This window comes from Arthrobacter sp. TJ-263 (genome assembly GCF_058269155.1).
Map to the genome: position 1 here is coordinate 1,486,604 of NZ_JBZCNE010000001.1, position 20,063 is coordinate 1,506,666.

Below are 20,063 nucleotides of genomic sequence, written 5' to 3' on the forward strand. Positions count from 1 at the left end.
CTTCCTTGCTGTGGCAGATGAGGGATTCGAACCCCCGTAGGCGTTGCCAGCTGATTTACAGTCAGCCCCCTTTGGCCGCTCGGGTAATCTGCCGAACGTCTTCACAGGAAGACCGCCCGCAGCAAGCGCGGGCAAGACAACTTTACCCACAAACCGCCCCGGAGACGAATCGGCCCGGGACGCTACAGGCCCGCGGCCACCCGGCGCTCGATCTGCGCGTAGAAACCGGAGGCCTGCTCCGGTGTGACCAGGCGCAGCAGGACGGCGGTGTCGAGGTCCGCCCGCACTCCTGCCAATCGCTCCTGCGCGGACGGAACCGTGACCCCGGCCGCGGCAGCACCCCACGACGCGACACCGGCCTCCCCGAGGTGCACCCCGGGGAGGAGATCGGATGCATCACTGCGCGTGCTGTCCGAGGGGGCGGTCACCGCCGGCGGGGCGGCGAGCGCCGGCGCCGCGGTCAACCCGGCCAGCGACGCCGCCGAGGCCGCCGCGAGGAATGACCCGGCGACGGCCCGGCGGAGCCGGACGCGGTAGCGGCGGCGTCGTGTCCTGGTCATGGCGGTCCTCCTTCGGTGTGTCTGCTCGGCACCACCCTGCCAGCCGACCGTGTGCTTGCCCCCGACGACGCCTGAGCACCCGCTGTGAAGCGCAGGGGTTGCAGATAGGCTTGAGGGCAAGGAACCCAACCACCCCGAGGAGGCATCGTGGCGAGTGAATCCACGTTCGACGTCGTAAGCAAAGTGGACAAGCAGGAGGTCGCCAACGCGCTGAACCAGGCGCAGAAGGAGATCGCCCAGCGGTACGACTTCAAGGGGGTCGGCGCGGAGGTGGACTTCAGCGGCGAGAAGATCCTCATGAAGGCGAACTCGGAGGAGCGCGTCCTCGCGGTGCTCGACGTCCTGCAGTCCAAGATGATCAAGCGCGGCATCTCACTGAAGTCCCTCGACACCGGAGAGCCCTTCCCCTCGGGCAAGGAGTACCGCCTCGAGACCTCCATCAAGGAGGGCATCGCCCAGGACCTCGCGAAGAAGATCAACAAGCTGATCCGCGACGAGGGCCCCAAGGGCGTCAAGTCCCAGATCCAGGGTGACGAGCTGCGCGTCAGCTCCAAGTCGCGTGACGACCTGCAGGCCACCATGGCCCTGCTCAAGAACTTCGACGAGGCAGACCTCCAGTTCGTGAACATGCGCTGACCGCGCCACTCACACGACCAGCACGGACGACGGCGGCCCCACCTGCGGAAGGTGGGGCCGCCGTCGTCCGTTCCGGCCCTACCGGCCGAGCGGGCGGCCCGCCATGCCCTCGAGGCGGGCGATGCGCTGGTCCATCGGGGGGTGGGTCGCGAAGAGCTTGCCCACGCCGGCCCCCTTGAACGGATTCGCGATCATCAGGTGGGAGGTGTTGACGAGGCGCTGGTCCTGCGGCAAGGGGGCCCGCTGGGTACCGCTCTCGAGCTTGCGCAGCGCCGAGGCGAGGGCCAGCGGGTCGTCGGTCAGGGCGGCGCCGTCCTCGTCGGCGTCGTACTCCCGGGTGCGGCCGATCGCGGTCTGGATGAGCCCTGCGGCGAGCGGCGCGAGGAAGGCGAGCAGCAGCGCCGCGATGGGGTTGCCGCCCTGGTTGCGGTTGCCGCCCATGATGCCGGCGAAGGCGAACATCTGCGCCACGGACGTGATGACCCCTGCGACGGCGGCCGCGATGGACCCGGTGAGGATGTCGCGGTTGTAGACGTGCATCAGCTCGTGCCCCAGGACGCCGCGCAGTTCACGCTCGTCCAGCAGCCGCAGGATGCCCTGCGTGCAGCACACCGCGGCGTTCTCCGGATTGCGGCCGGTCGCGAAGGCGTTCGGGGCCATGGTCGGCGACACGTAGAGGCGCGGCATGGGCTTGTTGGCCCGCGTGCTGAGCTCCCGGACGATCCGGTACATGGCGGGCTGCTGCTGCTCCGTCACCTCGACGGCGCCCATGCTGCGGATCGCGATCTTGTCGCTGTTCCAGTAGCTGTAGGCGATCGACCCGACGCCGAGCAGGGCGAACAGCCAGATGAACATGGAGCTCCCGGTCGCCCCGGCGATGACCGCACCGAAGACGAGGAAGATCCCCATCAGGGCACCGAACAGCAACGCCGTCTTGGCACCGTTGAAGTGGTTGTGCACTGCACTCTCCTTGCGCTGTGGAGGCCGTGGCGGTGATCGGTACAACGCGGGTGCCGGGCGGCCTGTTCCGTTCATCGTACGGGCCGGCGCTGCGAGCCGGCAGGGAGCCTCCGGCTCGTCAGGGCTCGGGACGGCGCGCATCGTACTGCGCGAACCGGGGCTGCCAGCGTGCGACCGCGAGCACCAGCACGGCGCACGCGATCCCCCCGACGACGGCGGTCCAGCCCTCCCCGAGCCATGCCGCCTGACCACCGGCCACCATGTCGCCGAGGCGCGGTCCGCCGGCGACGACGACGATGAACACTCCCTGGAGGCGCCCGCGCATCGCGTCCGGCGTCGCCGACTGGAGGATCGTGTTGCGGAAGACACTGCTGACGGAGTCGGCGATGCCGGCGAGCACGAGGCAGGCCGCCGCGGGGAGAACCCACACGGAGATCTCGCCCTCGCCCGCCGCGGGCTGACCGGTCGCGGTGGCCATGACGACGACGAGCCCGAAACCCGCCACGGACGCACCCCATCCGACGATCGACCAGATGACCGCCTGGCCCTGCCTGTGGATGTGGCCGAGCGGGCCGGAGAACAGCCCGGCGAGCACCGAGCCGAACGCGCCGGAGGCCAGCAGGATGCCGACGGTCAGCTCACCACCGCCGATGAGCACAGCGCCGACGGCCGGCAGCAGTGCTCTCGGCTGTGCCGTGATCATGGCGATGAGGTCCAGGATGAAGGTCATGCGGATGTTCGGCCGTGTGCCGAGGAAGCGGAACCCCTCGAGCACGGTCGCGAGGCCTGCCCGCCGCGTGGGACCCTCGGGCGGCAGCGGCGGGAGCCGGTAGACGGCCCAGAGCGCGAAGGTGAAGGTGACGACGTCGACCGTGTACGTCCAGGCGTAGCCCACCTGCGCCACGAGGACGCCTGCGAGCAGCGGACCCACCGTGAAGGCCAGGCCGAAGGTGATCATGCTCAGGGCGTTGGCAGCGGGCAGCAGCGCCGGCCGGACCAGGCGCGGGATGATGGAGCTCCGCGTGGGCTGGTTGATGCCGGCCGCACCCGACTGGATCGCGATCAGGGCATAGAGCAGCCCCACGCTGTCCACACCGATCCACGCCTGCAGCGCGATGGCCGCGGTGGTGGCCCACAGCGCCAGCCCCGAGAGCAGCGCGACCGTGCGGCGGTCCTGGGCGTCGGCGATCGCGCCGCCGTAGAGGCCCGCCACCACGAGGGGCACGAGGGCGAACAGGCTGAGCAGGCCGACGCTGAGGGTGGACTGCGTGAGGGAGTAGATCTGCAGGCTCACGGCCACGATGGTGAGCTGCGTGCCGATCGCCGAGAGCGCCGTGCCGATGTACAGCCTGCGGAAGGCCGGGCTCTCCTTCAGGGGGGTGATGTCGGCGAGGAGTCTGGGCACGGGGAAAGTCTAGCGGCGGATTGATTCGCTCCGGCAACGGTTGCGGCGCGCCGAGGAGGTGGTGCTCAGGCGGTGCCGGTGTCCTCCGCCGCGATCGCCCGATCGATCTCCCGCAGGACGCGGCGGTCCGCGATGGGCCGAAAGTGCCCCATCGTCTCGAGCTGCACGTTGCGGGCGCCCTCCACGAAGCTGCCGCCGGGGATGTGCGGATCGAACCGCCCGTAGATCGAGGTGATGTGTCGGTTCAGACCGAGGTTCTCCCGGAGGGACTGCAGGGTGGGATTGCCGGGCGAGAACGCCCTGATGCTCGGCAGGAGGAAGAAGTTCGCGTAGACGGACCCGGAGAAGGGCGTGTTCACGGCCACCAGGCGGGTGACCCGCGGTGCGGCGCTGGACATGGTCATCAGGAACTTGCCGATCAGGCCGCCCTTGCTGTGCGCGACGACGACGACGTCGGTGAGCTCGTGCTCCTCGAGGTAGCCGGCGGCGAGCTGCGCCATGGCCGCCACCGTGCCGCGGTTGTACCCCAGCTTCTGTACCACGTGCACCGCGTGCCCGGCCCGGTGCAGGTGGTGGGCGATCGGCCGCATGAACTGCCAGGTCTCATAGATGCCGGGAAGGAGCAGGACGGCGGCCTTGCCCTCCGGCGATCCGGGGGCGGGTGTCCGGTACTGCGTGGGGTCCGCCCGGAAGAGGAAGCCCTGGACCTGCCAGAAGCCCACGTAGGCGTAGTCCAGCGCCCAGGCCCAGCCGCGCGCAAAAAGGTTCATCCTGTCAACGGTACCGACTGCACGGGCCGCGTGGTGGAGAAGTTCGCGGCAGCCTATTATGACAAATTCAGATTTACTGGTTCACTGAAGCAATGATGCAGACGAGGAGTGCGACCCGCGAGGCCCGGTGGTCCGCTGCCCTGCACGCGCACCAGCGTCGGGTGACGCGCCAGCGCCTCGCCGTCCTCGCCGCCGTCGAGCAGTCGCCGCATGCCACCGCCGACGACACCGCGGGCGCGGTCCGCGCCGAACTGCCCCAGATCACCGTGCAGTCCGTGTACGTGATCCTGGCGGATCTGACCGCCATCGGCCTGCTGCGCCGCATCGAGACCCCCCACTCCCCCGCCCGCTACGAGACACGCGTGGACGACAACCACCACCACGCCGTCTGCACCGGATGCGGGCGGATCGAGGACGTGGACTGCGCCGTAGGGCACGCCCCCTGCCTCACCCCCGAATGGTCGCCCGGTGCCTCCCGGATGACCATCCAGATCGCCGAGGTCCTCTACCAGGGACTCTGCGACGACTGCCGCCCGGCAGCCCCACACCACCATCAGTCCCACCACCAGGAATAGGAGCACTATGTCCGCGAACTTCAGCACCACGCAGTCCGGCGCCCCCGTCATCGATGACAGCAACTCGTCCGCCCTCGGCCGCGATGGCGTCATCCCGCTCACCGACCACTACCTCATCGAGAAGCTGGCGCAGTTCAACCGCGAGCGCGTCCCCGAGCGCGTGGTCCACGCCAAGGGCGGCGGAGCCTTCGGTGTCTTCGAGACCACCGAGGACGTCAGCATGTACACCCGCGCCGCGCTCTTCCAGAAGGGCACGACGACGGAGACCCTTCTGCGCTTCTCCTCCGTGGCCGGCGAGCAGGGTTCCCCCGACACCTGGCGGGACCCGCGCGGCTTCGCCCTGAAGTTCTACACCTCCGAGGGCAACTACGACCTCGTGGGCAACAACACCCCGGTCTTCTTCATCCGCGACGGCATCAAGTTCCCCGACTTCATCCACTCGCAGAAGCGCCTGCCCGGCACCAACCTGCGTGATGCCGACATGCAGTGGGACTTCTGGACCCTCAGCCCCGAATCCGCGCACCAGGTGACGTGGCTGATGGGCGATCGTGGCCTGCCGAACTCGTGGCGCACCATGAACGGCTACGGCTCCCACACCTACATGTGGATCAACGAACTGAACGAGAAGTTCTGGGTCAAGTACCACTTCAAGTCCAACCAGGGCCACGAGGTCCTGACGGTCGACGAGGCCGAGGCGCTCGCCGGGTCGGACGCCGACCACCACCTGCGCGACCTCTCGGAGAACATCGCCAAGGGCAATCACCCGAGCTGGGACCTCAAGGTCCAGATCATGCCGTACGACGACGCGAAGACGTACCGCTTCAACCCGTTCGATCTCACGAAGGTGTGGCCGCAGGGCGACTACCCCCTGATCCCGGTCGGCAGACTCACACTCAACCGCAACCCGGAGAACTACTTCGCGCAGATCGAGCAGGCCACGTTCGCGCCGTCGAACTTCGTGCCCGGCATCGCCGCGAGTCCGGACCGCATGCTGCAGGCGCGCATCTTCTCCTATGCCGACGCGCACCGCTACCGGGTGGGCACCAACCACGCGCAGCTGCCCGTGAACATGCCGAAGAACGAGGTGCGCAACTACTCGAAGGACGGCGCGGCGCGCTACCACTTCAATGCGGCCTCCACCCCGGTCTACGCGCCGAACTCGGTCGGCGGACCCGCCGCCGATCCGGCGCAGTACGGTGAGCACGGCGGCTGGGAGAACGACGGCGACCTCGTCCGCGCAGCGCACTCGCTGCACGCCGAGGACGACGACTTCGGCCAGGCCGGGACGCTCTACCGCGAGGTGTTCGACGACGCTCAGCGTGCCCGCTTCCTCGAGACCATCACCGGCGCCGTGGGCGGCGTGCAGAGCGACGAGATCCGCGCGCGGGCCATCCAGTACTGGGCCAACGTCGACGCCGAGCTCGGCGCGAAGCTCGCAGCGAATCTCGGCAGCGGCGACACGCCGGCCACCGAGTCGGAAGCCGCGCTCTACTAGGCGCTCCGGCACGAAGCACGAGGAGGGCGGACCCGTTCGGGCCCGCCCTCCTTCTGCGTTCCCAGGGTCACGAGCTTGCCAGGAGCGCGAGCGATACCTCCCACAGCCTCCGGGCGCTGACCGGGTCCAGGGCGTAGTCCCGGACACCGTGGAGCCCGTCGACGATCGCCGGCACGACATCCGCCTCATGGCAGTCCTCGAGGTACAGCCCGCCGACCCCGTCGAGCAGCGGGGACACCGCGGCGAACACCGAGGTGGCGGCGCCCTGCGCCGGCGTCTTGACGGTGAGGCCGAGCGCCGCGACCTGCTCCTTCGTCGCGGCGAGCACCGCGGGGTCCCAGTGGCGCTGGAGCCCGGTCCACACCCCACCCGGCATGACGGCGTTCGCGATGATGCCGTCGTCCGCCCAGCGTCCGGTCGCCTCGACCGCGAAGAGCACGTTCGCGGTCTTGGACTGCCCGTAGGCGTGCCCCGCGTCGTACGGATGACGGTCGAAGAACAGGTCGTCGTACACGATGTCGGAGTTTCCGTGGCCGCTGGAGCTCACGGACACGATGCGCGCACCGCCGGCTGCCGCGAGTGCGGGGCGGAGTCCCGTGGCGAGGGCGAAGTGGCCCAGGTGGTTCGTTGCGAACTGCAGCTCCCAGCCCTGCGGCGTCCGCAGCTCCGGCGTCATCATGACCCCGGCGTTGTTGACGAGCAGATGGAGCGGCCCGGTCCACTCGCCGGTGAAGCGGCGCACCGAGCCCGGGTCCGCAAGATCCAGGCCCCGGACGTCCACGGTGGCACCGGGACTGCCGCGCCGGATGTCCGCAGCGGCGCGCTGGCCCGCCTGAACGTCCCGGACGGCGAGGGTCACCGCGACGCCCGCGTGGGCGAGCGCCCGCGCGGTCTCGGCGCCGATGCCCGAGGAGCCGCCGGTGACGACGGCGGTGCGGCCGCGGAGGTCGATGCCTTCGATCACTTCCAGGGCCGTGCTGTCCGCCCCGAAGGGTGAGGTGTGCGGGGCAGAGGGGGTTGATGCCGGTCCGGTCGTCATGCTCCCAGTTCTATACGCCGCGTAGCAGGGGAACCAGACCGTACCGGACCGGGGTACGACAAAACCACGATGCGGGCGACGCCACCTCCTAGAGTGGGGAGATGCCCGCAGACCGCACCCAGCTCGGAGCGTTCCTGCGCTCCCGCCGCGACAGCCTGACCCCCGCCGACGTCGGCCTGCGCGCCTTCCCCGGTCCGCGGCGCGTACCCGGGCTGAGGAAGGAAGAGCTCGCCGTACTGGCCGGTGTGAGTTCCGACTACTACAGCAGGCTGGAGCAGGGACGGCAGGCGAACGTCTCCCGCAGCGTCCTCGAGGGGCTCGCGACGGCGCTCCGGCTCGACGACGTCGAACGCGACCACCTGCTCGCGTTGGCCGACCCGCCGAACCGCCCGCGGCGGTCGACGCCGGCGGCCCAGCAGGCCGATCCCGGGTTGCTGCGCCTGATGTCCGTGCTGGACCACATGCCGGCGCTGGTCCTCGGCCGACGCGGCGACGTTCTCGCCACCAACACGCTCCTCGCCGCCGTCCTCACCGGCCTGCGGCCGTCGTCGTCCTTCGCCCGGTTCATGTTCTTCGACCCGCTGGCCCGTGAGCGCATCGTCAACTGGGAGCATTTCGCGGCGGCGTCGATAGCGGCCCTGCGCGGTGAGCTGGGCCGCCATCCTGATGACCACCGACTGGTCGCGCTCATCGACGAGCTCCGCTCGCGGGATGCCGATGCGGAGCGGTGGTGGGCCGATCACGGCGTGCAGGACTACGCATCCGCCGCCAAGCGGATCCTCCACCCGATCGTGGGCGACCTTTCCTTCGACGTCGAGACGGTCGTGCCACCCCGGGGTGTCGATCAGGTGCTCGTCGTCTATACGGCGCAGCCGGAGTCCGAGACCGCCCGCAAGTTGCCTTTCCTCGCGAGCTGGAGCGTGCAGGAGTCGGCCGGGGGCTGATCCTCCGGTGTCATCACCGGGTGGTCGGGTGGACCGACGCCGCGAGGCACGGTCCGCGCCCGGTGGTCCCGCTCCGCTCATACGGATCGCCCCGGCCGTCGGAGCACCCTTGTGTCTGGCGGCCCGCGGTCCGTGCCTCCTAGGCTGGGGCAATGCCGCCACCGCCCTGCGCCGAACTGCACCTCCACATCGAGGGGACCCTGGAACCTGAGCTCATCTTCGCGCTCGCGGCGCGGAACGGGATCACCCTGCCCTACGCCGACCCCGCAGACCTCGCGGCGCGGTACGCGTTCACGGATCTGCAGTCCTTTCTGGACCTCTACTACGCGAACATGGATGTGCTGCGGACGGAGGAGGACTTCGCCGACATGACCCGTGCGTATCTGCGCCGGGCGGCCGCTGCCGGCGTCCGCCACGCGGAGATCACGATGGATCCGCAGGCGCACCTGGTCCGCGGCGTCTCCCTCGCGACGTGCGTCAACGGTGTGGCGGCGGCCCTGTCCACGAGCGAGGCCGACCTCGGCATCAGCACGTCCCTGATCGCCGCCTTCCTGCGGGACCGTCCGGCGGCGGAGGCGCTCGTGGTGCTGCGCGACCTCCTCGCGATGGACGCGCCCATCGTCGGGATCGGCCTGGACTCGGCGGAGGTGGGCTACCCGCCGTCGCTCTTCCGGGAGGTGTACGACGTCGCCCGGGACGCTGGCCTGAAGTGCGTCGCGCACGCGGGCGAGGAAGGCCCGCCCGCCTACATCCGGGAGGCGCTCGATCTCCTGGCGGTGGACCGGCTGGATCACGGGATCCGCTGCCTCGAGGACGAGGCGCTCGTCGAGCGGCTCGTCGCCGAGCAGGTACCGCTCACGGTCTGCCCGCTCTCGAACGTGCGGCTGCGGGCCGTCGACGCAATCGGCGCTCATCCCCTGCCGGAGATGCTCGCGCGGGGCCTGAACGTCTCCGTGCATTCGGACGATCCGGCCTACTTCGGTGGGTATCTCGACGACAATGTGGCGGCACTGGTCGACGCGTTCGGGCTGGGCATCGACGACCGCGCGCGGCTGGCCGCGAACTCGGTCCGGTCGGCGTTCGTCGGGGAGGACCGGCGCAGGGGTCTGCTGGCGGAGATCGAGGAATGGCGGGTGTCCGCCCATGTCACGCGCGCCGGGTAGGCGAGGACGCCGATCGTTCCCCGATCCCGGCCACCCGTGGGAGACTTCAGTTCACAGTGCCTGCGCCGGCAGGTTCCGACCGAGGGAGGCACCATCGTGGATGACTTCACGATCATCGACGACGCGGGCATCCTGGAGGTCCTCTGGCGGCCCGGCATCGGGATCGGGCCGGCCGAGCTCGACGTCCTGGCGAACACGGTCACGCATTTCCCGCGCTGGCACGCATCCCCGGTGCTCGTGCACCTCAACCTGGTCCGGCACATCACGCCGCCGGCGCGCCGCATGCTCGTCGCCTACCACCATGCGGGGCCGATCGGGCTGACGGGCAGCGACCCCGTGGACCGGGTCCTCGCGGCGTTCATCGCCCAGTCGCGCAGCCGGACCCGCTATTTCACGGAGAGCGGGGAGGCCCGCGCCTGGCTGTCCTCGATCGGCGCGGCGTCCGGGCCACGGCCCGTCCCGGCAATGGCGCGCTAGGGCCTGGAGATGAACCCGTTGTCCACCATGAAGTCGAAGGCGACGTCGGCGGGTTCCTCGCCCTCGACGTCGACGCGGAGGTTCATGACGCGCAGCGCCTCGTCGGTGAGCGTCGGGGTGATCGCGTCGAACACGTCCTGGAGTTCCGGGAACTCCTCGAGGGTCTCCCCGTAGTACACCGGCGCTGCGTTGTAGGCCGGGAAGAACCCGAGGTCGTCCTCGAGGAGGGTCAGGTCCAGGGCCTCGATGCGCCCGTCCGTCGCGAAGACCTCGCCGAAGTTGCAGGCTCCCGTGTCGGTCGCCCCGTAGATGGCCCCCGTGTCGTAGATCCCGATGTTCTCGTCGGGGACCCCGGTCGCCGTGCCGCGCTCGAGGCCGTAGTGCTGCAGCATGGGCGTCATCCCGTCGGCGCGGGAGTTGAACTCCGCCTCCACGCAGAACGTCCGCTGCTCGGGTGGCAGCTGGGCGAGCCCCGACATCGTGGTGATCCCGCCGAGCTCCGGGATGGCCTCGGTCCTCACGGCCATGGCGTAGGTGTTGTTCAGCGGCGCCGGGCCGCCCCAGACGAGCCCGTTGGCGACGTCGGCGTCCCGCACCGCCGTCCACTGCTCCTGCTGGTCGGCGATGCCGGCCTCCTCGCCCAGGAAGGCGAGCCAGGCCGTACCGGTGTACTCCCACGTCAGGTCTGCCTCACCCGAGAGGATCAGGTCCCGGGCCGGCTGCGACCCGGGCGCGTTGGTCAGGTCCGTGACATCGAAGCCCGCGGCCTGCGCCGCCAGGACGGAGATCTTCCCGAGGATCAGCTGCTCCGTGAAGTTCTTGGACGTCACGGTGAGCGGTGCGTCGTCGGCGCCCTCGATGGGCTGGATGGAGCCCGGACCGGCGGCGGGGACGTAGGACGTGGCGGGCTCGAGTCCGCACCCGGCCAGGAGGAGGCCGGCGGCGGCGGCTGTCAGCGCCATGCCGGTGCGGAGCCGGACGCTGCGGGGGCCGGGACGCCGGCTCATGCGAGTCCCTTCGGGCGGGCGAGGAGTTCGACGACGCGCCCCACCCAGTCCACGAGCAGCGCGAGAAGGGCGACGCTCACGGCACCGGCCACGAGGACGCGCGACAGGTTGAGGTTGACCCCGGTGGTGATGAGGATGCCGAGCCCGCCACCGTTGATGAACGTGGAGAGCGCGGCGGTCCCGACGAGCAGCACCAGCGCCGTGCGGATGCCCGCGAGCATGATGGGCACCGCGAGCGGGAGTTCGACGCGGAAGAGGACCGCCGCGGCGCTCATGCCCATCCCCCGGCCGGCCTCGACCAGCCGGTCGTCGACCTGGCCGATACCGACCATGGTGTTCCGGAGGACCGGCAGGAGCGCATAGACCACGAGCGCCGTCACCGCCGCACGGAAGCCGAAGCCGAGCCAGGCGGCGAGCAGTACGACGAGCCCGATGGCCGGCGCGGACTGGCCGATGTTCACGACCGCGAGAACGGGCCCGGCCAGCCGCCGGAGCGGCTTCCGCGTCAGCAGGATACCGAGCGGGATGGCGATCAGGAGCACGATCGCGGCGGACAGCAGCGTCAGCGCCAGATGCTCCCGCGTGTAGCCGAGGAGGGACGCCGGGTTGAGGGTGATCTGTTCCGTCTCGGTGAGTTGCGCCGTCGTCAGCCAGACGGCCAGCGCACCGCCCGCCAGGAGGATGCCGGCGAGCTGGAGGAGCAGGGGGCGCCAGCCGCGGCCGGTGCTGACGGTGAGGGGATCGGCTGCACCGCGCGGGACGAGGGCGGTGCCCGCACCCGCCGTCGGGCGTTGGGCTGCGGCGGGAGCGCCGAAACCCTCACTCACTTCCGCCACCCCCGGCGGCCGGATGCAGGGGCTGGGGCTGGGGCTCGACGCCGGTGTCCGGCTGCGTGGTGAGCGCGCCGGTGTTGATGCCGACCGGCTTGCCCTCCGCGTGGGAGGTGCGCGCATGGGCGTGCGCCTGGGTCATCGCCACCATGATGGTCTCCACGTCGACGACGCCGCGGAAGCTGTCACGTCCACCGGTGACCAGCGCCGCGCCGACACTGGAGACGAGCATGATGTCGAGCGCGTCGTTCAGGGTGGCACGTTCGCCGATGAGGGGAAGACGCGGATCACTGTCGCCACCGATCCGCTCGAGCCGGGCGAGCTGCCGCCTCGACAGCCACTGCAGCGGCCGGTTCCGGCCGTCGATGATGACCGCGTGGTCGTCACCCTGCTGGTCCAGGCGCGAGAGTACGTCGGAGGCGAGATCGCCCGGGGACGCGGTCACGGCGGACCGCAGGGCCACCTCGTTGACGCGCGTCAGGGTCAGTTGCTTCAGGCCGGCACCGGCGCCGATGAAGTTCTCCACGAACTCGTTGGCGGGCTCGGCGAGGATCCGGGCCGGGGTGTCGTACTGCACCAGCTGCGCGCCCTCCGTGAAGATGGCGATCCAGTCGCCGAGCTTCACCGCTTCGTCGAAGTCGTGGGTGACGCAGACGATCGTCTTCTGGAGCTCCTTCTGGATGCTGATGAGCTCGTCCTGCAGGCGCACCCGCGTGATCGGGTCCACGGCGCCGAACGGCTCGTCCATGAGCAGCACGGGTGGATCCGCCGCAAGCGCGCGGGCGACGCCCACACGCTGCTGCTGCCCGCCGGAGAGCTCCCGGGGGAACCTGTCGCGGTACTGCTCCGGGTCGAGGGAGACGAGCTCCAGGAGCTCGTCGACACGGGCGGCCACGCGTTCCTTGCCCCAGCCGAGCATCTTCGGGACGATGGCGATGTTCGTCGCGACCGTCATGTGCGGGAACAGGCCGCCGGCCTGGATGACGTAGCCGATGCGGCGTCGCAGGGCATCGCCGTCGATGGCCGTGACGTCGTCGCCGTCGAGCACGATCCGCCCCTCGGAGGGTTCGATCAGGCGGTTGATCATCTTCAGCGTGGTGGTCTTGCCGCAGCCCGAGGGGCCGACCAGCATGACGATCTTGCCGGCCGGGATCTCCATGGTGAGTCCGTCGACGGCCGCCTTGGCCTGGCCCGGGTACCGCTTGCTGACCTTGTCCAGCAGGATGCTCGCGCCGGTGATCTCGGCCGTGGCGTCCGGGGACGCGGGAGTGGCGGGAATGTTGTCAGACACGGATACCTCGCGGGATTGTGAGCCGGCCGAGGCCGACCAGAAGGAGATCGAGCACCATGGCCAGGATCACCACGGCGATGATCCCGGTGGCGACGGATTCGAGGGCGTTGGCGCCGCCGAGCCGGGCGAGGCCCGTGAAGATGAACCCGCCGAGTCCGGGCCCGAGGACGTACGCGGTGATCGCGGCGATGCCCATGACCATCTGGGCGGAGACACGCACCCCGGCCAGGATGACGGGCCAGGCCATGGGCAGCTCGATCCGGCGGAAGGTCTGGAAGCGGCTCAGCCCCACGCCCCGGGCGGATTCGATGATCGATCGGTCCACGCTCGTCAGGCCCACGACCGCGTTGCGCAGGATCGGCAGGACGGCGAAGAACACCACCACGATGACGGCCGGCGCGACGCCGAAGCCGAACGGGGCGATCAGGAGGCCGATGAGGGCGAAGGACGGGATGGTCAGGCCGACCGCGGAGACGCTGTTCGCGACGGCGGTGAGGGCCGGACTCCGGTAGACCAGCGCCGCGACGGCGATGGCCAGGACGGTCGCGATCACCAGGCACTGGACCACGAGCGAGAAATGCTGCCAGCTGGCGAACAGGATCTGCTCGAGCCTGCTGCCTACGTAGTCGAGCACGTCCACCTCCTCGTCACGCCCACACCGCGCCCCTGATCCAGCGCAGGGCGCAGCCGTAAGCCGGCTTATTTTTTCAACCGTACCGGAGATCGGGGACGGGCGGGCAAGAGATTCCTGCCGCCGGCGTCCTGGTGATCCGCGTCCGGGCCACCCCCTGTGCCCTTGTTCACATCGACGGCCCCCGGTGCGTCGGGCCGCACCTGCCGGTGATAGCTTGCCGCCATGGACACCACAACAGCCCCCGCCCCGATCGGCGCCGAGGTCATCGTCAGGCACTCGGTGCCGGAGGACATCCTGGGGATGGTCACGGGTACCTTCACGGTGTCCCTCGGCCTGTTCCTGCTCACGACGAGCGGCGCCGTGACCGGCGGGACGGCGGGCCTCGCCATGCTCCTGAGCTATACGGGCGGCCTGTCCTTCAGCGCGCTGTTCTTCCTCGTGAACATCCCGTTCTTCGCCCTCGCCGTGTGGAAGAAGGGCTGGGACTTCACGCTGCGCACCATGGTGGCCGTGGCGCTCGTCGCGGGCCTGGCCGCCCTGCACCCCGTGTCGCTCGGCGGACTGACGCTGAACCCCCTCTATGCGGCGCTCGGCGGGAACCTGCTGGCAGGTGTCGGGCTGCTGATCCTCTTCCGCCACCGGGCGAGCCTCGGCGGCTTCAACATCCTCGCCCTCATCCTGCAGGAACGGTTCGGCTGGCGTGCCGGGTACGTGCAGATGGCTCTCGACACGACCGTCATCCTCGCCGCCTTCACCGTCGTCGAGCCCGCGGGCGTGCTGCTCTCGGCCGTCGGCGCCGTGGTGCTCAACCTCGTCCTGGCGCTCAACCACAGGCCCGGACGCTACCTCGGCGCCTGAGGGCCCAGGGGCGGGGCCGCCCTTCCCGGCCGCGTGCCCCCGTACCTCCGACCCAGGCCCTCAGGCGGGAACCGGGACGGACTCCTTCTCCTTCTCGTCGCGCAGGAGCCGGGCTCCTTCGACGTCGACGTCCGGGAGGATCCTCCCGAGCCATGCGGGAAGCCACCAGGCGTGCCGGCCCAGCAGGTACATCGCGGCCGGGACCAGGGTCATGCGGACCACGAAGGCATCGAGCAGCACCCCGAAGGCGAGACCGAAGCCGATCGGGCGCACCATGGCCAGGTGGGAGAACACGAAGCCCGCGAACACGGAGACCATGATGATCGCCGCTGCCGTGACCACCCGGGCGCCATGACTGAAGCCGATGCGCACTGCGGCCTTGGGGTCGTCCCCGTGGACGTACGCCTCCCGCATGCCGGACACCAGGAACATCTGGTAGTCCATCGCGAGGCCGAAGAGCACCCCGATCAGGATGATGGGCAGGAAGCTGAGGATCGGCCCGGGGTTCGTGACCCCGAAGACGTCGCCGAGCCAGCCCCACTGGTAGATGGCGACCGTCGCGCCGAAGCTGGCGAGCAGTGAGAGCAGGAACCCGGCGGTCGCGATGATCGGGACGAGGATGGAGCGGAACACCAGCAGGAGCAGGATCAGGGACAGCCCGACCACGATGGCCAGGTACACCGGCAGCGCCTCCATGAGCTTGGCGGAGACGTCGATGTTCGCCGCGGTCTGACCGGTCACGGCAATGGCGACGCCGGTCCGGTCCTCGAAGTCACCGGTCGCGGCGCGAAGGTCGCGGACCAGGTTCTCGGTGGCCTCGCTGGCGGGTCCTTCCTCGGGGATGACCTGGAAGATCGCAGTGCGGCCGTCCTCGCTCACCGTCGCAGGCACCGACGCGGCGACCCCGGGCACGTCCCGCAGGCGGTCGTTGACGTCGAGCCGGAGCGTCGTGAGCTCGGCCTCGTCGGCAGTCCCGGGGAGGGATCCGACGACGATCAGCGGGCCGTTGGTGCCGGCCCCGAACTTGTCGCCGATGGTGCTGTAGGCCTGGAACGCCGTGGAATCGGCCGGTTCCGTGCCGCCGTCGGGCAGGCCGACGCGCAGCTGCGCGGCCGGGATGGCGATGACGCCGAGGAGGACCACGCCGGCGAGGACCGTCAGGACGGGCTTCCGGGTCACGAAGCCGCCCCAGCCCGCGCCGCGCGCGGCGCGCTGGTCGGCCAGGGCGGTGCTGTCCTCGGAGTCCAGGGATGCGGCGGCGGAGTGCCTGTGTCCGGCGGCCTTGGCCCACCGGCGCTTCGAGATCACGCGACGTCCCATCAGCGCGAGGAGCGCAGGCGTGAGGGTGAGCGCCACGAGGACGGCCACCGCCACCGTGCCCGCTGCGGAGAGACCCATGACGGTCAGGAACGGAAGCCCTGGCACGGCGAGCGCGGCGAGGGCCACGATCACGGTGATGCCTGCGAAGAGCACGGCGTTCCCGGCGGTGCCGGTGGCACGGGCGATCGACTCCTGCAGGTCCATGCCGTGCAGGAGCTGGGTCCGGTGCCGGTTCACGATGAACAGGCAGTAGTCGATGCCGACGGCGAGGCCGAGCATCAGGGCGAGGACCGGGGAGATGCTGTTCATCTCGACGATCCCCGACAGTGCGAAGGTGACCCCCACGCCCACGCCGACCCCGACGATGGCCATGAGCAGCGGCAGCCCGGCGGCGACCAGGGTGCCGAGCATCAGGATGAGGACGATCGCGGCGACGGCCAGGCCGACGGCCTCCGTCGCCCCGACGATCCCGGAGACGTCCTCGACGATCTCCTTGCTGTACTCGACGGTCACTCCTGCCGACTCCGCCTCGGCAGCCGCCTCCTGCACCGCTCCGCGCAGCTCCGGAGAGACCGCGTTGATCTGCTGGTCGAACTGCACGCTGGCCACGCCGGTGGAGCCGTCCTCGGACACCAGCCTCACCCCGGAGGTGGCGTCGAGCTGCCGCTGGGCGAGGTCGAGTTCGGTGCGCCCGGACTCGAGCTGCTCCCGCCCTGACTCCAGCTCGGTGCGGCTCGCATCCAGCCTCGCCTGGCCCTGCTCTAGCTGCTGGGCGGTGGCCGCCGCCTGGGGTCCCGGGAGCTGCGCCCGGACCTGTTCGAACTGTGCACGCTGCTCGTCGAGCTGCTGCTGGCCCTGCGCGAGCTGGTCCTCTCCGGCGCTCAGCTGCTGCTCGCCGGCGTCGAGTTCCGCGCGACCGGCGTCGAGCTCCTCACTGCCGGACGCCACCTGGTCCGCGACGTCGAAGGGGTCGATGACGCCGCGCACGCCGTCGAGCGCGGCGATGTCCGCCAGGGCCGCCTGCACGCCCTCACGCTGCTCGGGCGAGAAGGCGGCGCCGTCGTCGGACGTGAACACCACCGTGCCCGTGCCGCCGACCGCCTCCGGCAGTTCCTCCCGCAGCCGGTCGGAGATGCGCTGCGACTCGGTACCGGGGATGGTGAAGTTGTTGGTGAGCGTCCCGGAGAAGGCGACGGCGGCGGCGCCGACCGCCAGCATGATGGCGAGCCATGCGGAGACGACCCACCACCGCCTTCGGAACGCGAAGGAACCGAGCCGGTAGAGGAGGAAAGCCATGGAGGAGTCCTAGCAGGAAGGGAGCGGGCAGGGGAGGAAGGACAAGGAGTCAGGTCCGGGAGACGGGCCCGGTGGTGCGGGGGGAGAACCCGTCGCGGAGCATGGTCAGCACTGCGAGGATGCGTTCCTCGAGCTCCTGCCCGGGGTTGCCGGTGGAGTCGTGGCTCACGGCGGCCCAGTCGCGCATCGCCGCCTTGGTGCAGGAGAGGACGCTCCCCACCAGGGCGGTGAGGTAGAGCTCGGAGGCGTCCGCCCCGAGCCGTCGGCGCAGCCCCTCGACGATCCGCACCTCGGCGCGTTCCCACGAGTGCAGCTGCGCCCGCAAGAGATCCGGGTTGGAGTCCGCCATGCGGAAGAGGGCGCCGTGCTGCGAGAGGCCCTCCATCCGCGTGGTCTCGGTGAACGCCCGGATAATGGAGTCGAAGAGGGGCTCGTCCTGCGGCATCCGCCCGAAGACCTCCAGCGCCAGGTCGAGGAACCCGTCGGTGCGGACGGTCAGGGCGTCCTCGGCGCTGTGGAAGTAGTTGAAGAACGTGCGGCGGGAGACCCCGGCCCGTACGGCGATCTGGTCCACGGTGAACGAGCCGGGCCCTACGGACAGCGCGAGGTCGATCGCCGCATCCGCGATCGCTCGGCGAGTGTCGATCTTGTTCTGCTCGCGGCGGCCCACGGGCACTGCGTCGTCGGTCGTTTCCAGCACGATCACAGCGTAGGCGAATTCTTGCACAGCGTGCAACAAGATCTCCGACGCCGGCCCTGACCGCGGGCGGGCCGCCCGGCGTACTCTGGCCGAGGCACCCTTTTCCTCCCACGATTCCCCTGCGAAGGCGGCTCCCATGAGAACCATCACCCTCGGCGCCGCCGGCTCGGGCCTCGACGTCTCCCGGCTCGGCCTCGGCTGCATGGGCATGTCGGCGTTCTACACCGGCAGCGGGAAGGACGACGCCGGGGCGATGGCCACCCTCCACCGCGCGCTCGACCTCGGCGTCACCTTCTTCGACACCGCCGAGATGTACGGCCCCTACACCAACGAGGAGCTGCTGGGCCGGGCGTTCAGGACCAGGCGCGACGACGTCGTGCTGGCCACGAAGTTCGGCACCATCCGCCATGCGGCGGGTGACGCCATGGGGCTCGACGGCAGTCCGGAGAACGTGCGCCTCGCGGTCGAGGGGTCGCTGAAGCGGCTGCAGACCGACCACATCGACCTCTACTACCAGCACCGCATGGACCCCTCGGTGCCGGTCGAGGACACCATGGGCGCCCTTGCCTCACTCGTCCAGGAGGGCAAGATCCGGCACATCGGGCTGTCCGAGGCGGCACCCGCCACGATCCGCAGGGCGCACGCCGTCCACCCGGTGACGGCGCTCCAGACCGAGTACTCCCTATGGAGCAGGGAGCCGGAGCGCGAGATCCTCCCGCTCGTCCGCGAGCTCGGGATCGGCTTCGTCCCCTACTCGCCGCTCGGCCGCGGCTTCCTGACCGGTACCATCCGCTCGGTGGACCAGCTCGACGAGTCGGATTTCCGCCGCAACAATCCGCGTTTCGCCGGCGAGAACCTGCAGACCAACATCCGGATCGTCGAGCAGGTGGACGACGTCGCGCGGCAGCTCGAGGCGACGCCGGGGCAGGTGGCCCTCGCCTGGCTCCTCGCCCAGGGCACGGACATCGCCCCGATCCCGGGAACCAAGCAGGTGCGCTACCTGGAGGAGAACGTCGCGGCGGACGCCCTGACGCTCACCCCCGAGCAGCTCGCGCAGCTGGACGGTGTGGCCGCCCCCGTCGGAGACCGCTACGAGGACATGTCCGGCGTCGACCGGTAGCCGCCCGTCCCTCCGGATCAGCCGGCGACCCGCTCGCCCCAAGGTTCACGGACGGATGTACTATCGGGGCATGGGTACCCACCACGCACCGGCGAGCGCCGGCCGGCGCGGCCCGCTGGCCGGCGCGCTCGCCATCACGCTCGGCGTCTTCCTCCTCCAGATCGTCGGCGCCCTGTGGACAGGCAGCCTGGCCCTCCTCTTCGACTCCGTGCACGTCCTGACGGACGCCGCAGGCCTGGCCATGGCGCTCGGCGCCGCCACGCTCTCGGTCCGGCCGGCGTCGGCGCGACGCTCGTGGGGCTTCCGCCGGGCGGAGGTCATCGCCGCCCTGCTGCAGGCCGCGTTCCTCCTCGCTGTCGGAACCTACGTCCTGGTCGAGGGGGTGCGGCGCCTCATCACGCCGACGGACGTCGCGGCTCCGGAGATGATCGTCTTCGGGGTGATCGGCCTCCTCGGCAATCTCGCTGCGCTCGGGCTGCTGGCGCGGCACCGGACCGCCAGCTTCAACCTGAGGGCGGCGTTCCTCGAAGTCCTCAACGACGCCCTCGGGTCGGTGGCCGTCATCGTGGCCGCCGTGATCATCACGCTGACGGGGTGGATGCGGGCGGACGCCGTCGTGGCAATGCTCATCGGCGCGCTGATCATCCCGCGGACCCTGAAGCTGCTGCGCGAGACCATCGACGTGCTGCTCGAATCCACCCCCGCCGGTATCGACCTCGAGGAGGTCCGCAGCCATATCGCGCGCCTGCCCCACGTCCGCGACGTCCACGACCTGCACATCACGCAGATCGCCACCGGCCTGCCGGTCCTCACCGCGCACATCGTCGTCGATGACGACTGCTACCGGGACGGCTCCGCGCACGCCGTGCTGGACCAGCTCCAGGAGTGCGTGGCACGGCATTTCGATGTCAGCATCGACCACTGCACCTTCCAGATCGAGCCGCTGGGACACATGCGCCACGAGACGGAGCTGACGCACTGAT

The 20,063-nt window shown here is 70.3% G+C and carries 20 protein-coding genes and 1 tRNA gene; 9 read left to right on the forward strand and 12 right to left on the reverse strand.

The window, feature by feature from the left end:
• Window positions 1-11: 11 nt before the first annotated feature.
• Window positions 12-93, reverse strand: a tRNA-Tyr gene (locus tag AC4D2F_RS07065).
• Between the two features lie 89 nt (window positions 94-182).
• Window positions 183-560, reverse strand: a complete 378-nt coding sequence (locus AC4D2F_RS07070; RefSeq protein WP_490909966.1) for a hypothetical protein — start codon at window positions 558-560, stop codon at window positions 183-185.
• A gap of 147 nt (window positions 561-707) precedes the next feature.
• Between AC4D2F_RS07070 and AC4D2F_RS07075 the strand changes: the two genes are divergently transcribed.
• On the forward strand, window positions 708-1,196 hold the full coding sequence (locus AC4D2F_RS07075) for a YajQ family cyclic di-GMP-binding protein (protein WP_043440455.1): 489 nt from the start codon (window positions 708-710) through the stop codon (window positions 1,194-1,196).
• 78 nt (window positions 1,197-1,274) lie between these two features.
• Here AC4D2F_RS07075 and htpX read toward each other — a convergent pair whose 3' ends face one another.
• From htpX to AC4D2F_RS07090, 3 genes are all read right to left on the reverse strand, one after another.
• Complete coding sequence (htpX, locus tag AC4D2F_RS07080; protein WP_104166511.1) at window positions 1,275-2,156, reverse strand: zinc metalloprotease HtpX; 882 nt, start codon at window positions 2,154-2,156, stop codon at window positions 1,275-1,277.
• 118 nt (window positions 2,157-2,274) lie between these two features.
• Window positions 2,275-3,561, reverse strand: a complete 1,287-nt coding sequence (locus AC4D2F_RS07085) for an MFS transporter (RefSeq protein ID WP_104166513.1) — start codon at window positions 3,559-3,561, stop codon at window positions 2,275-2,277.
• Between the two features lie 65 nt (window positions 3,562-3,626).
• The gene (locus AC4D2F_RS07090; RefSeq protein WP_490909967.1) at window positions 3,627-4,331 is read right to left on the reverse strand and encodes an esterase/lipase family protein; all 705 of its coding nucleotides are present in this window, start codon (window positions 4,329-4,331) and stop codon (window positions 3,627-3,629) included.
• A gap of 95 nt (window positions 4,332-4,426) precedes the next feature.
• Here AC4D2F_RS07090 and AC4D2F_RS07095 point away from each other — a divergent pair, with 95 nt between their 5' ends.
• Window positions 4,427-4,906 (forward strand): Fur family transcriptional regulator, encoded by a 480-nt coding sequence (locus AC4D2F_RS07095; protein WP_104166834.1) that lies wholly within the window; start codon window positions 4,427-4,429, stop codon window positions 4,904-4,906.
• Window positions 4,907-4,913: 7 nt separating this feature from the next.
• Window positions 4,914-6,401 (forward strand): catalase, encoded by a 1,488-nt coding sequence (locus AC4D2F_RS07100; protein WP_104166517.1) that lies wholly within the window; start codon window positions 4,914-4,916, stop codon window positions 6,399-6,401.
• A gap of 67 nt (window positions 6,402-6,468) precedes the next feature.
• Here AC4D2F_RS07100 and AC4D2F_RS07105 read toward each other — a convergent pair whose 3' ends face one another.
• Entirely contained in the window at window positions 6,469-7,440 is a 972-nt protein-coding gene (locus tag AC4D2F_RS07105) for an SDR family NAD(P)-dependent oxidoreductase (RefSeq protein WP_490909968.1), read from the reverse strand.
• Window positions 7,441-7,541: 101 nt separating this feature from the next.
• On the opposite strand from AC4D2F_RS07105, the gene AC4D2F_RS07110 reads away from it, so the two are divergent.
• The 3 genes from AC4D2F_RS07110 to AC4D2F_RS07120 all read left to right on the forward strand — a co-directional run bounded on the left by AC4D2F_RS07110 (window position 7,542) and on the right by AC4D2F_RS07120 (window position 10,024).
• Window positions 7,542-8,384 (forward strand): helix-turn-helix transcriptional regulator, encoded by an 843-nt coding sequence (locus AC4D2F_RS07110; protein WP_490909969.1) that lies wholly within the window; start codon window positions 7,542-7,544, stop codon window positions 8,382-8,384.
• A gap of 152 nt (window positions 8,385-8,536) precedes the next feature.
• The gene (locus AC4D2F_RS07115; protein WP_490909970.1) at window positions 8,537-9,547 is read left to right on the forward strand and encodes an adenosine deaminase; all 1,011 of its coding nucleotides are present in this window, start codon (window positions 8,537-8,539) and stop codon (window positions 9,545-9,547) included.
• A 96-nt stretch (window positions 9,548-9,643) separates the two neighbouring features.
• On the forward strand, window positions 9,644-10,024 hold the full coding sequence (locus AC4D2F_RS07120; RefSeq protein ID WP_490909972.1) for a hypothetical protein: 381 nt from the start codon (window positions 9,644-9,646) through the stop codon (window positions 10,022-10,024).
• Here AC4D2F_RS07120 and AC4D2F_RS07125 read toward each other — a convergent pair.
• From AC4D2F_RS07125 to AC4D2F_RS07140, 4 genes are all read right to left on the reverse strand, one after another.
• Window positions 10,021-11,031: a glycine betaine ABC transporter substrate-binding protein gene (locus tag AC4D2F_RS07125; RefSeq protein ID WP_490909973.1), complete on the reverse strand. Its 1,011-nt coding sequence runs from the start codon at window positions 11,029-11,031 to the stop codon at window positions 10,021-10,023. The genes AC4D2F_RS07120 and AC4D2F_RS07125 overlap by 4 nt on opposite strands.
• Window positions 11,028-11,735: an ABC transporter permease gene (locus AC4D2F_RS07130; RefSeq protein ID WP_104166836.1), complete on the reverse strand. Its 708-nt coding sequence runs from the start codon at window positions 11,733-11,735 to the stop codon at window positions 11,028-11,030. Before AC4D2F_RS07130 ends, AC4D2F_RS07125 begins: the two co-directional genes overlap by 4 nt.
• A gap of 115 nt (window positions 11,736-11,850) precedes the next feature.
• Window positions 11,851-13,152 (reverse strand): ATP-binding cassette domain-containing protein, encoded by a 1,302-nt coding sequence (locus AC4D2F_RS07135; protein WP_490909974.1) that lies wholly within the window; start codon window positions 13,150-13,152, stop codon window positions 11,851-11,853.
• On the reverse strand, window positions 13,145-13,786 hold the full coding sequence (locus AC4D2F_RS07140) for an ABC transporter permease (protein ID WP_104166840.1): 642 nt from the start codon (window positions 13,784-13,786) through the stop codon (window positions 13,145-13,147). The genes AC4D2F_RS07135 and AC4D2F_RS07140 overlap by 8 nt, the downstream gene beginning before the upstream one ends.
• A gap of 222 nt (window positions 13,787-14,008) precedes the next feature.
• On the opposite strand from AC4D2F_RS07140, the gene AC4D2F_RS07145 reads away from it, so the two are divergent.
• A complete protein-coding gene (locus AC4D2F_RS07145; protein WP_490909975.1) occupies window positions 14,009-14,644 on the forward strand; it encodes a YitT family protein in 636 nt (211 codons plus the stop codon).
• A 60-nt stretch (window positions 14,645-14,704) separates the two neighbouring features.
• Here the strand turns inward: AC4D2F_RS07145 and AC4D2F_RS07150 are convergent, their stop codons facing one another.
• Window positions 14,705-17,260 carry an MMPL family transporter gene (locus tag AC4D2F_RS07150; protein ID WP_490909976.1) on the reverse strand — a complete coding sequence of 852 codons (2,556 nt, stop codon included), beginning with the start codon at window positions 17,258-17,260 and terminating at the stop codon, window positions 14,705-14,707.
• 49 nt (window positions 17,261-17,309) lie between these two features.
• A complete protein-coding gene (locus tag AC4D2F_RS07155; protein ID WP_490909977.1) occupies window positions 17,310-17,960 on the reverse strand; it encodes a TetR/AcrR family transcriptional regulator in 651 nt (216 codons plus the stop codon).
• 136 nt (window positions 17,961-18,096) lie between these two features.
• Here AC4D2F_RS07155 and AC4D2F_RS07160 point away from each other — a divergent pair, with 136 nt between their 5' ends.
• The gene (locus tag AC4D2F_RS07160; protein WP_490909978.1) at window positions 18,097-19,080 is read left to right on the forward strand and encodes an aldo/keto reductase; all 984 of its coding nucleotides are present in this window, start codon (window positions 18,097-18,099) and stop codon (window positions 19,078-19,080) included.
• A 70-nt stretch (window positions 19,081-19,150) separates the two neighbouring features.
• Window positions 19,151-20,062, forward strand: coding sequence for a cation diffusion facilitator family transporter (locus AC4D2F_RS07165; protein ID WP_490909979.1), 912 nt, complete (start codon window positions 19,151-19,153; stop codon window positions 20,060-20,062).
• Window position 20,063 lies beyond the last annotated feature (1 nt).